12 protein-coding genes are annotated in these 15,651 nt (G+C 73.2%); 7 read left to right on the top strand and 5 right to left on the bottom strand.

Features of this window, described 5'->3' with window-relative positions:
* Positions 1-173 precede the first annotated feature (173 nt).
* From OG617_RS04375 to OG617_RS04365, 3 genes are all read left to right on the top strand, one after another.
* Positions 174-539 carry a YciI family protein gene (locus OG617_RS04375; protein ID WP_405098887.1) on the top strand — a complete coding sequence of 122 codons (366 nt, stop codon included), beginning with the start codon at positions 174-176 and terminating at the stop codon, positions 537-539.
* A 279-nt stretch (positions 540-818) separates the two neighbouring features.
* Positions 819-2,267, top strand: a complete 1,449-nt coding sequence (gene pyk / locus OG617_RS04370; RefSeq protein WP_405098885.1) for a pyruvate kinase — start codon at positions 819-821, stop codon at positions 2,265-2,267.
* Positions 2,264-3,145 carry an acyl-CoA thioesterase gene (locus OG617_RS04365; RefSeq protein ID WP_405098883.1) on the top strand — a complete coding sequence of 294 codons (882 nt, stop codon included), beginning with the start codon at positions 2,264-2,266 and terminating at the stop codon, positions 3,143-3,145. The genes pyk and OG617_RS04365 overlap by 4 nt, the downstream gene beginning before the upstream one ends.
* Here the strand turns inward: OG617_RS04365 and OG617_RS04360 are convergent, their stop codons facing one another.
* Together OG617_RS04360 and OG617_RS04355 are read right to left on the bottom strand one after the other, a co-directional pair.
* Positions 3,146-4,912, bottom strand: a complete 1,767-nt coding sequence (locus OG617_RS04360) for a substrate-binding domain-containing protein (RefSeq protein ID WP_405098881.1) — start codon at positions 4,910-4,912, stop codon at positions 3,146-3,148.
* 32 nt (positions 4,913-4,944) lie between these two features.
* On the bottom strand, positions 4,945-6,420 hold the full coding sequence (locus tag OG617_RS04355) for a protein kinase domain-containing protein (RefSeq protein WP_405098879.1): 1,476 nt from the start codon (positions 6,418-6,420) through the stop codon (positions 4,945-4,947).
* A 216-nt stretch (positions 6,421-6,636) separates the two neighbouring features.
* On the opposite strand from OG617_RS04355, the gene OG617_RS04350 reads away from it, so the two are divergent.
* Both OG617_RS04350 and OG617_RS04345 read left to right on the top strand, forming a co-directional pair.
* On the top strand, positions 6,637-7,107 hold the full coding sequence (locus OG617_RS04350; RefSeq protein ID WP_405098877.1) for an RrF2 family transcriptional regulator: 471 nt from the start codon (positions 6,637-6,639) through the stop codon (positions 7,105-7,107).
* Between the two features lie 132 nt (positions 7,108-7,239).
* Positions 7,240-8,223: a sulfite exporter TauE/SafE family protein gene (locus tag OG617_RS04345; protein ID WP_405098875.1), complete on the top strand. Its 984-nt coding sequence runs from the start codon at positions 7,240-7,242 to the stop codon at positions 8,221-8,223.
* A 484-nt stretch (positions 8,224-8,707) separates the two neighbouring features.
* Here OG617_RS04345 and OG617_RS04340 read toward each other — a convergent pair whose 3' ends face one another.
* On the bottom strand, positions 8,708-10,147 hold the full coding sequence (locus OG617_RS04340) for a pyridoxal-dependent decarboxylase (protein WP_405098873.1): 1,440 nt from the start codon (positions 10,145-10,147) through the stop codon (positions 8,708-8,710).
* 248 nt (positions 10,148-10,395) lie between these two features.
* Here OG617_RS04340 and OG617_RS04335 point away from each other — a divergent pair, with 248 nt between their 5' ends.
* On the top strand, positions 10,396-12,639 hold the full coding sequence (locus OG617_RS04335; protein WP_405098871.1) for a cellulose binding domain-containing protein: 2,244 nt from the start codon (positions 10,396-10,398) through the stop codon (positions 12,637-12,639).
* A 203-nt stretch (positions 12,640-12,842) separates the two neighbouring features.
* Here the strand turns inward: OG617_RS04335 and OG617_RS04330 are convergent, their stop codons facing one another.
* Positions 12,843-13,853: an LLM class flavin-dependent oxidoreductase gene (locus OG617_RS04330; protein WP_405098869.1), complete on the bottom strand. Its 1,011-nt coding sequence runs from the start codon at positions 13,851-13,853 to the stop codon at positions 12,843-12,845.
* A gap of 56 nt (positions 13,854-13,909) precedes the next feature.
* Positions 13,910-14,389 carry an Lrp/AsnC family transcriptional regulator gene (locus OG617_RS04325; protein ID WP_396681897.1) on the bottom strand — a complete coding sequence of 160 codons (480 nt, stop codon included), beginning with the start codon at positions 14,387-14,389 and terminating at the stop codon, positions 13,910-13,912.
* A gap of 83 nt (positions 14,390-14,472) precedes the next feature.
* On the opposite strand from OG617_RS04325, the gene OG617_RS04320 reads away from it, so the two are divergent.
* Positions 14,473-15,651, top strand: a complete 1,179-nt coding sequence (locus tag OG617_RS04320; RefSeq protein WP_396681899.1) for a trans-sulfuration enzyme family protein — start codon at positions 14,473-14,475, stop codon at positions 15,649-15,651.

Genomic DNA, 15,651 nt, shown 5'->3' with positions numbered 1-15,651 from the left:
GGACCGGCGGGGCTCGCCAGCCCCGGTGATCAAGAGGTTTGTGTCGGAGGTGATCTCCAGATTGACGCAAACCTCTTGATCACCGGGGCGAAGCCCCCGGCCCCGGGGCGATTGCGCCGAGCGGCCCCGCCGCCGGCTCGCCCGTGCGACGCTGGGTCGGGGGGAGGAGCGCCATGACGGGGATGCCGCAGGTCGACTTCGCGCTCGACACCTACGAGTGCATCGTGCTCTACCCGGGTCCCTCCGGGCGGGCCCTGCCCGACGAGACGGTCCAGCGGTTGCAGGCCGAGCACACCGAGCACATGCGGGCGCTGCAACGGCGGGGCATCGTGCTGGTCGCCGGTTCGATCGACGGTCCCGCCCGCGAGCCCGACCCGCCGATCGGCTTCGGGCTGGCCCGCACCGGCTCGGTGGACGACGTGCGCGGCGTCATGGAGGCCGACCCGGCGGTGCAGGCCGGGCTCTACCGGGTGGACGTGTTGACGTTCCTCTGCCCGGCCGGCGCGGTGGAGTTTCCCCTGGCCAAGACGGAGAGCTGACCGCCCGGCGGCCGGTGGGGTGTCGGCATCGTGACGGCGGCCGCGGTCCGTCCGCTGATACCGTCGCCCGGTGGTGGGGAGCGCGCCCGAGGGAGGTGACGCCGGGCGGTACGATTCCCGGCGCGCGGTCGCCGATGCCCGCCGAGACGACGATTCCGGACGCTGGTTCCGGATGTGGTTCCGCCCGCCGGGTGCGCGGGTGTGGCGCGTCGTCGCAGAACTGTTCCGCAATCCGAAAGGGGTCGGCCCGTAGACCGACCCGGAGGAGAGACTAGCCTGATGGGCGTGACACGCCGCGCGAAGATCGTCTGCACTCTTGGCCCCGCCACCTCGTCCCCGGAGCGCATTCGGGGGCTCGTCGAGGCGGGCATGAACGTGGCGAGACTCAACTTCAGCCACGGCAGCCACGCGGACCACGAGGCGGTCTACCGACTCGTCCGCGAGGCCTCCGACGCCGCCGGCCGGCCGGTGGCCCTGCTCGCCGACCTTCAGGGCCCGAAGATCCGGCTCGGCCGGTTCGCCGACGGCCCGCACGAGTGGCGCACCGGTGACTCCGTGGTGATCACCGGGGACGACATCCTCGGCACCAAGGAGCGGGTCTCCTGCACCTACCGCAAGCTCCCGCAGGAGGTGAAGGCCGGCGACCGGTTGCTGATCGACGACGGCCGGGTGGCCGTCGAGGTGAGCGACGTGGTCGGCAACGACATCCGCTGCCTGGTCACCGAGGGTGGCCCGGTCTCCAACAACAAGGGCGTCTCGCTGCCCAACGTGGCCGTCAGTGTCCCGGCCCTGTCCGACAAGGACGCCGAGGACCTGCGCTTCGCCCTCGGGCTGGGCGTCGACATGATCGCGCTCTCCTTCGTCCGCTCGGCGGAGGACATCAAGCTCGTGCACAGCATCATGGCCGAGGAGGGCGTGTACCGGCCGGTGCTTGCCAAGGTCGAGAAGCCCGAGGCGGTCGACCACCTCGAGGCGATCGTGCTGGCCTTCGACGGCGTCATGGTCGCCCGCGGTGACCTCGGCGTCGAGATGCCGCTGGACCAGGTCCCCCTGGTGCAGAAGCGCGCCGTGCAGCTCTGCCGGGAGAACGCCAAGCCGGTCATCGTGGCCACCCAGATGCTCGACTCGATGATCGAGAGCTCGCGGCCGACCCGCGCTGAGGCCTCCGACGTGGCCAACGCGGTGCTCGACGGTGCCGACGCGTTGATGCTCTCCGGCGAGACCAGCGTCGGCAAGTACCCGGTGCTCACGGTCAGCACCATGGCCAAGATCATCACCACCACCGAGGGCGGCTCGATCGGGGTGCCCCGGCTCCAGCACGACCCGCGCACCCACGGCGGGGCGCTCACCGTCGCCGCGTCCTCGATCGCCCGGGCCATCGGCGCGAAGGCCCTGGTGGCCTTCTCGCAGACCGGCGACACCGTCAAGCGGCTCAGCCGGCTGCACTGCGACCTGCCGCTGCTGGCCTTCACCCCGGTGCCCGAGGTGCGCAGCCAGCTCGCCCTCTGCTGGGGCGTGGAGACGTTCCTGATGCCGTTCGTCGAGCACACCGACGACATGTTCCGCCAGGTCGACCAGGCGCTGCTCGGGCTCAACCAGGCCAACCCCGGCGACTACGTGGTGATCGTCGCCGGTAGCCCGCCCGGCACCCCCGGCTCCACCAACACCCTGCGGGTGCACCAGCTCGGCTCGCTGGTCGACGCGGCGTCGGCGCGGGCGTTGCAGTGACCGACCCGGTCGCCGTCGGCCAGACTGCCGTCGACCAGCTCCTCGGGGTTCTCGACCTGGAGCAGATCGACGAGATGACCTTCCGGGGGATGAGCCCCCAGGTCGGTCCGCAGCGGGTGTACGGCGGCCAGGTCGCCGGCCAGGCCCTGGTCGCCGCCGGCCGCACCGTCGACCGGGAGCGGTTCGTGCACTCGCTGCACGGCTACTTCGTCCGGCCCGGCGACCCGTCCGAGCCCATCGAGTACCAGGTGGAGAACGTCCGCGACGGCCGGTCGTTCTCCGTGCGCCGCTCGGTGGCGCTCCAGCACGACCAGCCGATCTTCTTCATGTCGGCGTCGTTCCAGCGGACCGAGGAGGGCCTGGAACACCAGGCCCCCACCCCGCCGGACGTGCCCGCGCCGGACGACGTGCCCACCATGACCGACCGGCTGTCCCGCTACCCGGAGCGGCTGGGCATCTGGGGGCAGATCCCGCGCCCGATCGACGTGCGCTACGTCGGCGAGCCCGGCTGGGTCCGCCCCGGCGACCGGCCCGCCGACCCGCACCAGCGGGTCTGGATGCGCATCGACGGCAAGCTGCCCGACGACCCGCTGCTGCACGCCTGCGCCGTGACGTACGCCTCCGACCTGACCCTGCTGGACTCGGTCCTGTCGGTGCACGGCGAGGTGTGGGGGCCCGGCGGCGTGATCGGGGCCAGCCTCGACCACGCCCTGTGGTTCCACCGGCCGTTCCGGGCCGACGAGTGGTTCCTGTACGACTGCTGGAGCCCGTCCGCCTCCGGCGCGCGCGGGCTGGCCACCGGCCGGTTCCTCACCATCGACGGCCGGCACGTCGCCAGCGCCGTGCAGGAGGGCCTGCTGCGCCGGGTCGGCGACTGATCAGAAGCTGCTGACCAGCTTCACGAACGCCTCGTCGATCGTCGCCGGGTCTCTGGCGTCGAACGCCTTGCCGGCGCTGGCCTTGGCGATCTTGTCGAGGGTGGCGAAGTCGGACTCCAGGTCAAAGGCGACGCAGAAGACCTTCACCGGCCGATTCGGGTCCAGCGCGATGTCCTTCAGCAGCCGGGCGAGGTCGCTGTCCTTCGGGTACTCGTTCTTGCCGTCGGTGAGGACCACCACCGCGTTGATCCGGTCCGGGTCGTAACTCGCGAGGAGCTGGCGGTGCGCCGCGCGGACCGTCGAGTACAGCGCGGTGCCGCCGTCGGCCTTCAGGCCGCCGAGTTTTCTGGTGAAGCCGGCCTCGTTGAACGGCGAGAGCCGAAGCTCCTCGCGGTGCGGCTTCGGGCGCTGCGACGTCTCCGAGGAGAACGACCAGAGGGCGACCTGGTCGGCCGAGTTGAGCAGGCCCACCGCCTTGCCGGCGGCGCCGGTGGCGATCTGGAGCCGGGACCGGCCGCCGATCTTCTTGGTCATCGAGCCGGAGACGTCCACGGCGAACAGGATGTTCGCCTTCTTGCGCAGCGTGTTCCACCCGCGCAGGATCGCGTCCACCACCTCCGGCTCCGGCGGATCGAAGTAGTTGAGGTTCCCGGCGGGCCCGCCCCGCACGGCGGCGACCAGCTCGTCCGAGGGCAGGCCTTCGTGGTCGCGGAAGCCGAGCTCGGCGAAGCTGCGCTGCTGCGGGTCGCCCTGGAGGAAGAGCAGGAAGTCGTGCGCCGCCGCGCGCTGCGCCTCGTCGGCCGAGGGCAGCACCACGTACGGGTGGTCGAGGTTGAACGTGCCCTCCTTCGGGTGCACCGCCACGAGCGGGACCCGGGGCTTCTGGCCCGGCGTGGGGCTGAGCTGCCCCTGGTTGTACTGGTAGACCAGCTCCTCCTGCACCACGATCGCGCTCATGTCCCGCGTCCGCGCGTCGCCGGCCGCGCCCAGGTCCGCCTCGGCGAGGTCACGCAGCAGGTCCACCGAGTCGTCGCTGTAGTGCGAGACGTTCGCCTCGATCTCGCGGACGAACTGGGTCACCCTGGGCTGCGCGAGGTCGGGCTCGGTCAGGTCGCTGGAGCGCTGCACCGCCGCGTAGTAGGTCGCGATGGTGGCCGCCAGCCCCGAGGTGGACAGGTTGGGGTTGTCCTTGCCGAAGGTGAACCGGCCCCACTCGGGCCGGTCAAAGGCCGCCCAGCCCTGGTCCCCGGACAGCCCGAGGACGTCCTTCCAGCCGAGGGGGCCGCGCTGCTGCACCAGCTCGCCCTTCTCCTTGGGCATGGCGATGACCAGCGGGCTGTTCGCGATCGACGGGTACTGGTCGGGGGTCTGGGCGGGCCCGCCGTTCTTCTCGTCCAGCAGCCGCAACCGACCGGTCCACAGCGACGACGTCGGCAGCCACACCTGCGGCGCCGGGATCGCGGGCTGCTGTCTGGCCCAGCCGCCCGCCAGCGCCTCCATCGCCTTGCCCGAGTTGAGCCCGTGCACGGTCACCTGGGCGCAGCGCTTGCCGAAGCGCCGGTCGCTGTCGTTGTACTTCGCGGCGAGTTGGCCGAGCAACTGGTCCTTCTCCGTCGACGAGTTCACCTCCAGCGCCACGCACGAGGAGCGGTCCGGTCCGGGACCCGGTCGGACGATCACGTACGCCGCGGTGATGACCGCGAGCCCGGCGACGATGGCCACCGTCAACGGCAACCACGGCCGGGCGGAAGTCTGACCGGTGGCCATCGGATCCTCCAGGGGTTCGCGGGTTCGCGGGTTCAGGCGTTGGGGTGGGCTGCGGGGCCGCCCCGGTCGGACGTGGGCGCCGCCCCGGGCCCGTCCGGTGCGGCAGCGTCCTGTGCGGGGGCGTCCGGTGCGGCGGCTCCGGGCAGCGCGGTGGCGACGACCAGACGGACACCGTAGACCACGACGAAGGTCACCGCCCCCACGGCGGCGGCGGTGCCCGCGACGGTGGTCGCCACGTACCCGGCGGCCCCGCCGGCCGCGCCCAGAAAGATGGCGGCCGAGATCCCCCAGGCGTCGGCATACTGCCGGCGCAGCCGCCGCGACCACGTGTCCCGCGCCGGCCCCTGCGCCGCCGGCCGGTACGTGGTCGGCGCGGGCGCCGTCGACTGGTAGGCGGCCCCCTGGTACGCGGTCGGCGGCTGTCCGGTCGACTGGTACGCCGTCGGCGGCCGTCCTGTCGGCCCGTGCGTCGTCGGCTGATAAGCGGTCGGTTGGGGAGCCGCCGGCGCGTGTGTCGTCGATCGGTACGCGGTCGGCCCGTGCGTCGCCGGCTCGTGTGTCGTCGGTGGGTATGCGGTCGGCCCGTGCGTCGCCGGCTCGTGCGTGGTCGGCGGGTACGTGGTCGGCTGGCGAGGAACCAGCTGGGTGGCCGCCGCGTCGGTGCCCGCCCGCAGCGCCGTCTGGATCGGCACCGGCGCACCGGCGTGCGGGGTGTGCCCCAGCAGGCGCAGCAGGACCTGTTCGGCCGGCGGCCGGGCCCGGTGGTCCTTGTCCAGGCACTGCCCGACCAACTCGCCCAGCGGGCCGGAGAGGCCGGCCAGGTCCGGCGGGTCGTGCAGCACCCGGTTCATCACCGCCACGACAGTCCCGGTGCCGAACGGCGGCCGGCCCGCCGCGGCGAACGCGATGGTCGCAGCCCAGGCGAACACGTCGCTGGCCGGGCCGACCTCGTCGTCGCGGAACCGTTCCGGCGCCATGTACGGCGCGGTGCCCATGATCCTGCTGGTCATCGTCTCGGTGACATCGAGGGCCCGGGCGATGCCGAAGTCGATGACCCGGGCGCCGTCCGCGCCGAGGACGACGTTGTCCGGCTTGAGGTCGCAGTGCACCACGTCGGACTGGTGGATCGCGGCGAGCGCGGTGGCGGTGCCCACGGCCAGCCGGTGCAGGGCGTTGCCGGTGACCGGGCCGTACTCGCGGACGTGCCGTTGCAGGGTCGGGCCCTCGATGTACTCGCTCACCACGTACGGCGGGTCGCTGTCCACGTCCGCGAAGAGGATCTGCGCGGTGCAGAACGGCGTCACCCGCCGGGCGGCGGCGATCTCCTTGGCGAACTGGGCCTTGGCACGCGGGTTGTGGTGCAGGTCGAGGTTGATCATCTTGACGGCGACGAACCCGCCCTGCTGTTCGCGGCCCAGGTAGACCACGCCCTGGCCGCCCGCGCCGAGGCGGCCGAGCAGCTCGTAGGGGCCCGCCCGGTCCGGATCCCGCGGACCCAGCGGTGTCATCTCCGGCATCGCTGTCGCTGCCCCTATCGGCCTGGCTGTCTTCCGCTCTGCGCGCTGATGGTCGCCGGCCCCCCGTCGCGCGACGACACCGGTATGGTGCCACGACCGCGCCACCGACGAGAGCCCGCCCGGCCGGGCGGTGGGACGACGGAGGTTCGACCGTTCGGCCGAGGGGTGGCAGCCTGGCCGGTCGGCTCGCGGACTAACCTGGCCGACATGCGTCTCTCCGCTCGGGTCGACTACGCCCTCCGTGCGGCCGCCGAACTCGCGGCGGTCGCCGAAGGTGCCGGTGCCGTCCGGGCCCGCCCGGTGACGGCCGAGCAGATCGCCAAGACGCAGGAGATCCCGCCGAAGTTCCTGGAGAGCATCCTGCTGCAACTGCGCCGCGGCGGGATCGTGCACGCCCAGCGCGGCCCCGAGGGTGGGTACTGGCTGGCCCGGCCGGCCGCCGACATCTCCCTGGCGGAGGTGATCCGGGTGATCGACGGGCCGCTGGCGCACGTCCGGGGGCAGCGCCCGGAGCAGCTCGGCTACCTGGGCGCCGCCCGGGCGTTGCAGGACGTGTGGATCGCCCTGCGGGCGAGCGAGCGGGAGATCCTCGAACTGGTCACCGTCGCGGACGTGGCCAACGGCACCCTTCCCGCTCGGGTCAACGAGCTGGCCGCCGACCCGCGCGCCTGGAGCTGACCGGCGCCACCCGCCACGCGCTACGGACCGCTGGCCGCGCCACGGGTGGCGGCCGTCCGGCGCGTCCCATCAACCGATCGGGGACTTGACCCGGGTCGGTCCGTGCCGCATTGTCGACCAAGTTGATAGGAGATGCCGAAAAGTCAGGGGGCGCTCGTGCGCAAGCTGCTGGTCCTCGCCCTGGTCGGGCTCGTCGCGCAACTGGTCGACGGCTCGCTCGGCATGGCCTACGGGCTGACCTCGTCCACCCTGCTGCTCGTCGCAGGGGTCGCCCCGGCCGCCGCGTCGGCCTCGGTGCACCTGGCAGAGATCGGCACCACGCTCGCCGCCGGGGTGGCCCACTGGCGGTTCGGCAACGTCGACTGGCGGGTGGTCGCCCGCATCGCCGTCCCCGGTGGGCTCGGCGCGTTCGCCGGCGCCACCTTCCTCAGCGCCATCTCCACCGAGGCCGCCGCGCCGTGGATGGCCGCGATCCTGTTCACCCTCGGGGCGTACCTGCTGGTGCGCTTCTCCCGGCCGCTGCGCGCCAACCGTGCCGCCGGCGGGCTGCGGAGCCGATTCCTCGGCCCGCTCGGCCTGGTCGCCGGCTTCGTCGACGCGACCGGCGGCGGGGGATGGGGTCCGGTTGCCACCCCGGCGCTGCTGGTCTCCGGCCGGATGGAGCCCCGCAAGGTCATCGGCTCGGTCGACACCGCCGAGTTCGTGGTTGCGGGCGCGGCCAGCGCCGGTTTCCTGATCGGCCTCGGTACCGAGGGTTTCCTGCTGCCGACCGTCGCCGCCCTGCTGATCGGCGGCCTGATCGCCGCCCCGATCGCCGCCTGGCTGGTCCGGATCGTCCCCGCCCAGCTCCTCGGCGCCACCATCGGCGGTGTGATCGTGCTGACCAACGCCCGCACCCTGATCCGCGTCGGAGGCCTCCCCGGAGGGGTCCAGTGGCTGGTCTACGGACTCCTCGCCGCCGGTTGGCTCGTCTCGATCGTCCTGGCCGTCCGCGCACTGCGCCGCGTCCGCCGCGCCCGCGCCACGGTCGAGGCCGCCACCGGGTCGGGGGTGCCGGCGGCCCCGGGGCACGCGGCCCCGGAGCGGTCCCTCCCGCTGGCCACCGTCGAAGGCTGACAGACCCGCCCGGCCCGCCCGTCTGCCCGGCCCGCCGTCTGCCCGCCCAGCCTGCCCGTCTGCCCAGCCGCTCGTCTGCCCGGCGTGTTCTGCGACCGCCGCCCGATTTCACGGTCGAGGCGGGGCGGACACGCCGGCGGCCCGACGGCTGGTGCCCGTTCGCGGTGAGGAATCGGACGGCGGCGGGCCCGGCCGGTGGGGCGCCGTCTCGTCAGGGCGCCGTCTCGTCGGTTCGTGCCAGCGCCAGCGCCCGGTTCGAGGCTGGGGAGCGGCCGTCACCCGCCAGCGCGCTTTGGAGCTGATGGCGCGAACGACTCAGGGTCAGATGTCCCGCTGATGTCGTCAACGATTCAGCTCCAAAGCGTCCCGACAGTCTGCCGTCGGGGCCGGACGTCGCCCGGCCCAGGGCCTGACGTCGCACCCGGCTGGGTGGCCCTGCCCACCCCCGCACCCGTCCCGCGCGCGGGGGTGGGGCCGGCCGAGGTTACTCGCGGGAGGCCGACAGCTTCTCGACAGCTTCGCTCAGCAGTTCCCATGCCTCGTCCACGTGCGCCTGTGTGGTCAGCGGCGAGCCGACCGCCAGGCGAAGCGTGTACCGGCCGGCGACTCGGGTGTGGGTGAGGAACACCCGGCCCGTGGCGTTGACCCGGGACAGCAGTTCGGCGCTGGCCTCGTCGCCGGCGGTGAGCCGGAAGCAGACCAGCGAGAAGGGGTGCGGCGCGGCGAGCGCGAAGCGGTCGTCGGCCTGGACACGGGTGGCGAACCGGTCGGCGAGGGCCACCCCGGAGCGGATGTGCGCCCGCAGTCCCTCCACTCCGTACCAGCGCAGCACGAACCACAGCTTCAGGGCGCGGAACCGGCGTCCCAGCGGCACCTGCCAGTCCCGGTAGTCGATCACCGCGCCGGTCTCGGTCGCCGCGTTGTGCAGGTATTCCGGCAGCACCGTCAGCGCCTCGATCAGCTCACCCCGGTCGGCCACCCAGAACGCGTCGCAGTCGAAGCCGGTGAGCAGCCACTTGTGCGGGTCGAAGCAGTACGAGTCCGCGTACTCCAGGCCGACGTGCGACCAGCGCAGCTCCGGGCAGACCGCCGCCGCCCCGGCGTACGCGGCGTCGACGTGCAGCCAGACGCCGAGTTCCGCGCAGATCGCGCCGATCTCCGGCAGTGGGTCGATGGCGGTGGTGGAGGTCGTGCCGATCGTGGCCACCACGATCGCGGGCACGTCGCCGGCCGCCAGGTCCGCCCGGATCGCCTCGCGCAGCGCGTCCGGGCGCATGGCCAGGGTTTCCGGGTCGACGTCGACCACCCGCACCCCGTCGAGGCCCAGCCCGGCGATCCGGGCCGCCTTCTCGATGGACGAGTGGCCCTGGCTGGAGGTGTAGGCGCGGTAGCGGCGGTCGATCCCGGTGTCGCGCCAGCGCCCCCCGCTGGCCCGGTGCAGCGCGGCGAGGGTGGCCACCAGGGTCGCCGAGGAGGCGGAGTCCTGGATCACGCCGCCGCCGCTGCCCGTGGAGCGGAACCGCTGCGGCAGGTCGAGCAGCCCGGCCAGCCAGTCCAGCACCACCGTCTCCAGTTCGGTGCAGGCCGGGCTGGTCGCCCACAGCATGCCCTGCACGCCGAGCCCGGAGCTGATCAGGTCGCCCAGCACGCTCGGGCCGGAGATGTTCGCCGGGAAGTAGCCGAAGAAGCTGGGGTGCTGCCAGTGGGTCAGCCGTGGGGCGACCAGCGTGTCCAGGTCGGCGAGCAGGGCCTCGACCGGCTCGCCGTGCGCGGTCGGGCCGGTCGGCAGCGCGGCGGCCAGTGCCCCCGGCGGGTCGTGCGAGGTGACAGGGCGCTGCCCGAGCGTCGCCCAGTAGTCGGCGATCCAGTCCACCGCAGCGTGCCCGGCCCGACGGAACTCCTCGGGGTCCATGTGCTCAGCCATCCGCCGAGTCGATCAAAAGCCGCCGTCGCAGGCAAGTCCCCGCTTGCGAGACGCGTCCCGGGAGCGGGGACGGCGCGGTGGTTGCCTGTGGGAAAGCGGTGTTCTAGCATCCGTGCTGCGCGGAGTCGATCCGTGGACGTCGATGCCGTCCGCTCACCGCCGCAGCGCGGCGTACACCTCCCAGCGGTCCAGGGCAGGCCGACGGTGCACCGTGTCGCCGCGCGCCCGACCTCCCCGGAGGCATGCTCGTGCAACCCACCAGATCCCGCCGCCGCACCATTCTGCTCGCCGCGGCGGCGGCCGGCACCCTCACCGTCGGCACCCTCACCGCCGTGACCGCCTCGGCCGCCGCCGGCGGCTGCCGCGTCGACTACAAGATCACCAACCAGTGGGGCGGCGGCTTCGGCGCCGACGTCACCGTCACCAACCTCGGCGACCCGGTCAACGGCTGGACCCTCACCTGGTCCTACACCGCCGGCCAGCAGGTCTCCCAGGCGTGGAACGCCACCGTCACCCAGTCCGGCGCCCAGGTCACCGCTCGCGACGCCGGCTACAACGCCGCCATCGGCACCGGCGGCACCGCGAACTTCGGCTTCAACGCGTCGTGGAACGACGCCAGCAACCCCGTTCCGGCGAGCTTCGCGCTCAACGGCACGGCCTGCGCCGGCGGCACCACCCCCACCACCCCACCACCGACCACCACCGCGCCCCCGACCACCCCACCACCGACGACCCCGCCCGCCGGGGCAAAGCAGCTGGAGGACCTTGACCGGGGCCTGATCAGCGTCCGTTCCGGCAGCGGGAACCTCGTCTCCTGGCGGCTGCTCGGCACCGAGACCTCCGGGGTGTCGTTCAACCTCTACCGGGGCTCCACCAGGGTCAACGGCAGCCCGATCGCCGGTGCCACCAACCACCTCGACAGCGGGGCCGCCGCCGGATCGGCGTACACGGTGCGGGCCGTGGTGAACGGCGTCGAGCAGGCGGCGTCCGCCCCCGCACTCCAGTTCGCGGGCGGCTACCTCGACGTGCCGATCCAGCCGCCGGCCGGGGGCACCACCCCGACCAGGGAGGCGTACACCTACGCCGCCAACGACGCCAGCGTCGGCGACCTCGACGGCGACGGCCGGTACGAGATCGTGCTCAAGTGGGATCCGTCCAACGCCAAGGACAACTCCCAGTCCGGCTACACCGGCAACGTCTTCGTCGACGCGTACACCCTCACCGGCACCCGGCTGTGGCGGATCGACCTCGGGCGCAACATCCGGGCCGGCGCCCACTACACCCAGTTCCAGGTGTACGACTACGACGGCGACGGCCGCGCCGAGGTGGCCATGAAGACCGCCGACGGCACCCGCTCCGGCACCGGCCAGCTCATCGGCTCCTCCTCGGCGGACCACCGCAACTCCAGTGGGTACGTCCTGTCCGGCCCCGAGTACCTGACCGTGTTCCACGGCCAGACCGGCGCGATCCTGTCCACCGTCGACTACGACCCGCCGCGCGGCACCGTCTCCTCCTGGGGCGACAGCTACGGCAACCGGGTCGACCGGTTCCTCGCCGGCACCGCGTACCTCGACGGCCAGCGCCCCTCACTGATCATGGCCCGGGGCTACTACACCCGCGCCGTCATCGCCGCCTGGGACTTCCGCAACGGCACCCTCACCAGGCGGTGGACGTTCGACTCCAACGCCTCCGGCAACTCCGCCGCCGCCGGCCAGGGCAACCATCAGCTCTCGGTCGCCGACGTCGACGCCGACGGCCGGCAGGAGATCGTCTACGGGGCCGCCACCATCGACGACAACGGCCGGCTGCTCTACTCCACCGGCAACGGCCACGGCGACGCCCTGCACGTCGGCGACCTCGACCCGGCCCGCGCGGGCCTGGAGGTCTTCAAGGTTGACGAGGACGCCAGCAAGCCCAGCTCCTGGTTCGCCGACGCCCGCACCGGGCAGATCATCTGGTCAACCGCCGCCTCCGGCGACAACGGCCGGGGCGTCTCCGCCGACATCTGGGCCGGCAGCCCCGGTGCCGAGTCCTGGTCCTCCGCCGTCGACGGCCTCGCCAACACCCGGGGGCAGAACGTCGGCCGCAAGCCGTCCTCGGCGAACTTCCTCGCCTGGTGGGACGGCGACCCGGTGCGCGAGCTGCTCGACGGCACGAAGATCGACAAGTACGGCACCGGCGGCGAGACCCGGCTGCTCACCGGCAGCGGAGTCGCGTCCAACAACGGCACCAAATCGACCCCGGCGCTCTCCGGCGACCTCCTCGGCGACTGGCGCGAGGAGGTCGTCTGGCGCACCAGCGACAGCACCGCCCTGCGCATCTACAGCACCCCGACCCCGACCGGCACCCGGATCCACACGCTGATGCACGACCCGCAGTACCGGGCCGCCATCGCCTGGCAGAACACGGCCTACAACCAGCCGCCGCACCCGGGATTCTTCATCGGGGACGGCATGGGAACCCCGCCCGTGCCGAACATCTACCTGCGCTGAGCGCTCATCGGCAGCAGGGTGGCAGGCACCGGGCCGCAGCCGCGGAATCCGCACAGCTCCGGCCCGGTGCACCACACCGCGGCACCCCCGACCCGTCCCGACCGGGGAGTGCCGTACCACCACCGGAACCAAAGTTACGCGGCGTCCGCGTCGCGGGGGTGACGCCGTTATGAAGACCGTGTTTCGGGCGTTTCCAACGGGGTTCACCCGTCCCGGCGCAGCCCGCCCACCACCTTGTCCGCGATCAGCTCGTACGAGCGCACCCGGTCGGCCACGTCGTACACCAGCGTGGTCAGCATCAGCTCGTCCGCGCCGGTGCGCTCCAGCAGGCCGGTGAGCTGCCGGCGAACCGTCTCCGGCGACCCCAGCGCCTGCCCCTCCCGCCGGGCGAGCGCGAACTCCCGCTCCGCCTCCGTGTACGGGTACGCCGCCGCCTCGTCCGGCGTGGCGAGGGGCTCCGGCCGCCCCGAGCGCAGCCTCAGGAACGACAGCGCGCTCGGCCCCGCCAGCCACTCCGCCCGCTCGTCGGTGTCCGCGCAGACCGCGTTCACCGCCACCATCGCGTACGGCTTCTCCAGGAACCGCGACGGCCGGAAGTGCTGCCGGTACAGCGCCAGCGCCGGAACCGTGTTCTGCGCGCTGAAGTGGTGCGCGAACGAGAACGGCAGCCCGAGCAGCCCGGCGAGCTGCGCGCTGAACCCGCTGGACCCCAGCAGCCAGACCGCCGGCTGCAGGCCCCGCCCCGGCGTGGCCGTGATCGGCCCCGGCCGCTCCCCGGAGAAGTAGTTCATCAGGTCCGCCAGCTCCCGGGGGAACCCCTCGGCCGACAGCCCTTCCATCGTCCGGCGCAACGCCAGCGCGGTGACCTGGTCGGTCCCCGGGGCCCGGCCGATCCCCAGGTCGATCCGGCCAGGGTGCAGCGCTTCGAGGGTGCCGAACTGCTCGGCCACCACGAGCGGGGCGTGGTTGGGCAGCATCACCCCGCCCGAGCCCAGTCGGATGGTCGAGGTGTTCGCCGCCAGGTGCGCGAGCAGCACCGCCGGCGCGGAACTCGCGATCGCCGGCATGTTGTGGTGCTCGGCCACCCAGAACCGGCGGTAGCCCAGTTCCTCCGTGCGCCGGGCCAGCTCGGTGGTGTGCCGCAGGGCCGCGCCGGCGGTGGCGCCGGCCGCGACCGGGGCAAGATCAAGAACAGACATCGGTACGTTGATCACGCGATCATCCAACCCGTCCCGTGCCGGATTTGTTCCCCTCGCCGGGTCCGTGTGGCTCAGCCCATCCCGCGCGCCTGCTCGAAGATCAGGCTGGTCTGGGTGTGCTGAACCGCCGGGTCCACCGCGAGATGGTCCAGCACGAAGTCCCGCAACGCGTCCCCCGACGCCGCCCGCACGTGCAGCACGTAGTCCTCCGCGCCCGCCACGTGGAACACCGACACCACCCCGGGCAGCCGCACCGACCGGGCCCGGAACGCGTCCACCGCGGCCCGCTCGTGCGCCGTCAGCCGCACCGACACCAGCGCCTGCAACGGCAGGCCCACCGCCGCCGGGTTCACCTCGGCGTGGAACCCCCGGATCGCCCCGCACTCCCGCAGCGACCGGGTCCGGGTCAGGCATGTCGACGGCGCCACCCCCACCCGGTCCGCCAGGGCGTTGTTCGGCAGCCGGCCGTCCGCGGCCAGCTCGGAGAGGATCGCGCGGTCGACGTCATCCAGGGCGGCGAAGGGCCGCACATCATTCGGTGCGAGGGGCATCCAGCCATCCTGCTCCGAATCATCGCGTTGTCAAAGACCAACAAACAGAATCTTCTGCGACCCTATTGCCGATCGCCACCCTGATGTTCGACCCTTCCCGCATGACGACCGTGGACACCAGAGCAGTACACGCCGGCCGCGCCGACCTCGCCGCCCTCGGCGTCCACGTCCCACCCATCGACCTGTCCACCACGAACCCCCTGCCGTCGGTCACCGACGGCGGCGACGCGTACGAACTCCTCGCCACCGGCGGCACCCTCCCGCCCGGCGGCAGCGCCGTCTACCAGCGCCTCTGGAACCCCACCGTCGCCCGCTTCGAGACCGCCCTCGCCGAGCTCGAGGGCACCGCCGCCGCCGTCGCCTTCGCCAGCGGCATGGCCGCCCTCACCGCCACCATCCTCGCCGCCACCCGCGACGGGAAGCGGCACATCGTCGCCGTCCGCCCCCTCTACGGCGGCACCGACCACGTCCTCGCCACCGGCCTGCTCGGCACCGAGGTCACCTGGGCCCGCCCCGACGGCGTCGCCGCCGCCGTCCGCCCCGACACCGCCCTCGTCATCGTCGAGACCCCCGCCAACCCCACGCTCGACCTCGTCGACATCGCCGCCCTCGCCACCGCCGCCGGCGACGTGCCCCTGCTCGTCGACAACACCGTCGCCACCCCCGTCCTCCAGCAACCCGCCCGGCACGGCGCCGCGCTCATCCTGCACAGCGCCACCAAGAGCATCGGCGGCCACGGCGACGTCCTCGCCGGGATCGTCGCCTGCGACGACCAGTGGGCCGCCCGGCTGCGCCAGGTACGCGCCCTCACCGGCGCGATCCTGCACCCCCTCGGCGCGTACCTGCTGCACCGCGGCCTCCAGACCCTGCCCGTGCGGGTCCGCGCCCAGTCCGCCGGTGCCGAGAAGCTCGCCGGCTGGCTCGCCGGCCACCCCGCCGTCGCCCGCGTGCACCACCCCGGCATCGACGACCCCGCCGGGCTCGTCGGCCGGCAGATGGCCGGCACCGGCAGCCTGCTCGCCTTCGAGGTACGCGGCGGCGCGCCCGCCGCGGCGGCCGTCGCCGGGGCCTGCCGGCTGATCACCCACGCCGTCTCCCTCGGCGGCGTGGACACCCTCATCCAGCACCCCGCCTCGCTCACCCACCGGCCGGTCGAAGGCGACGCCAAGCCGGCCGGCGGCCTGCTGCGGATCTCCGTCGGCTTGGAGGACCCGGAGGACCTGCGGGCGGACCTGGAGCAGGCCCTCGCCGCGATCGGCTGA

Source organism: Micromonospora sp. NBC_01412, from assembly GCF_045040215.1.
GTDB classification, from domain to species: Bacteria; Actinomycetota; Actinomycetes; order Mycobacteriales; family Micromonosporaceae; genus Micromonospora; species Micromonospora rubida.
Note: the sequence above shows the minus strand (reverse complement) of the source record. Positions and strands in the feature narration are given on the sequence as shown.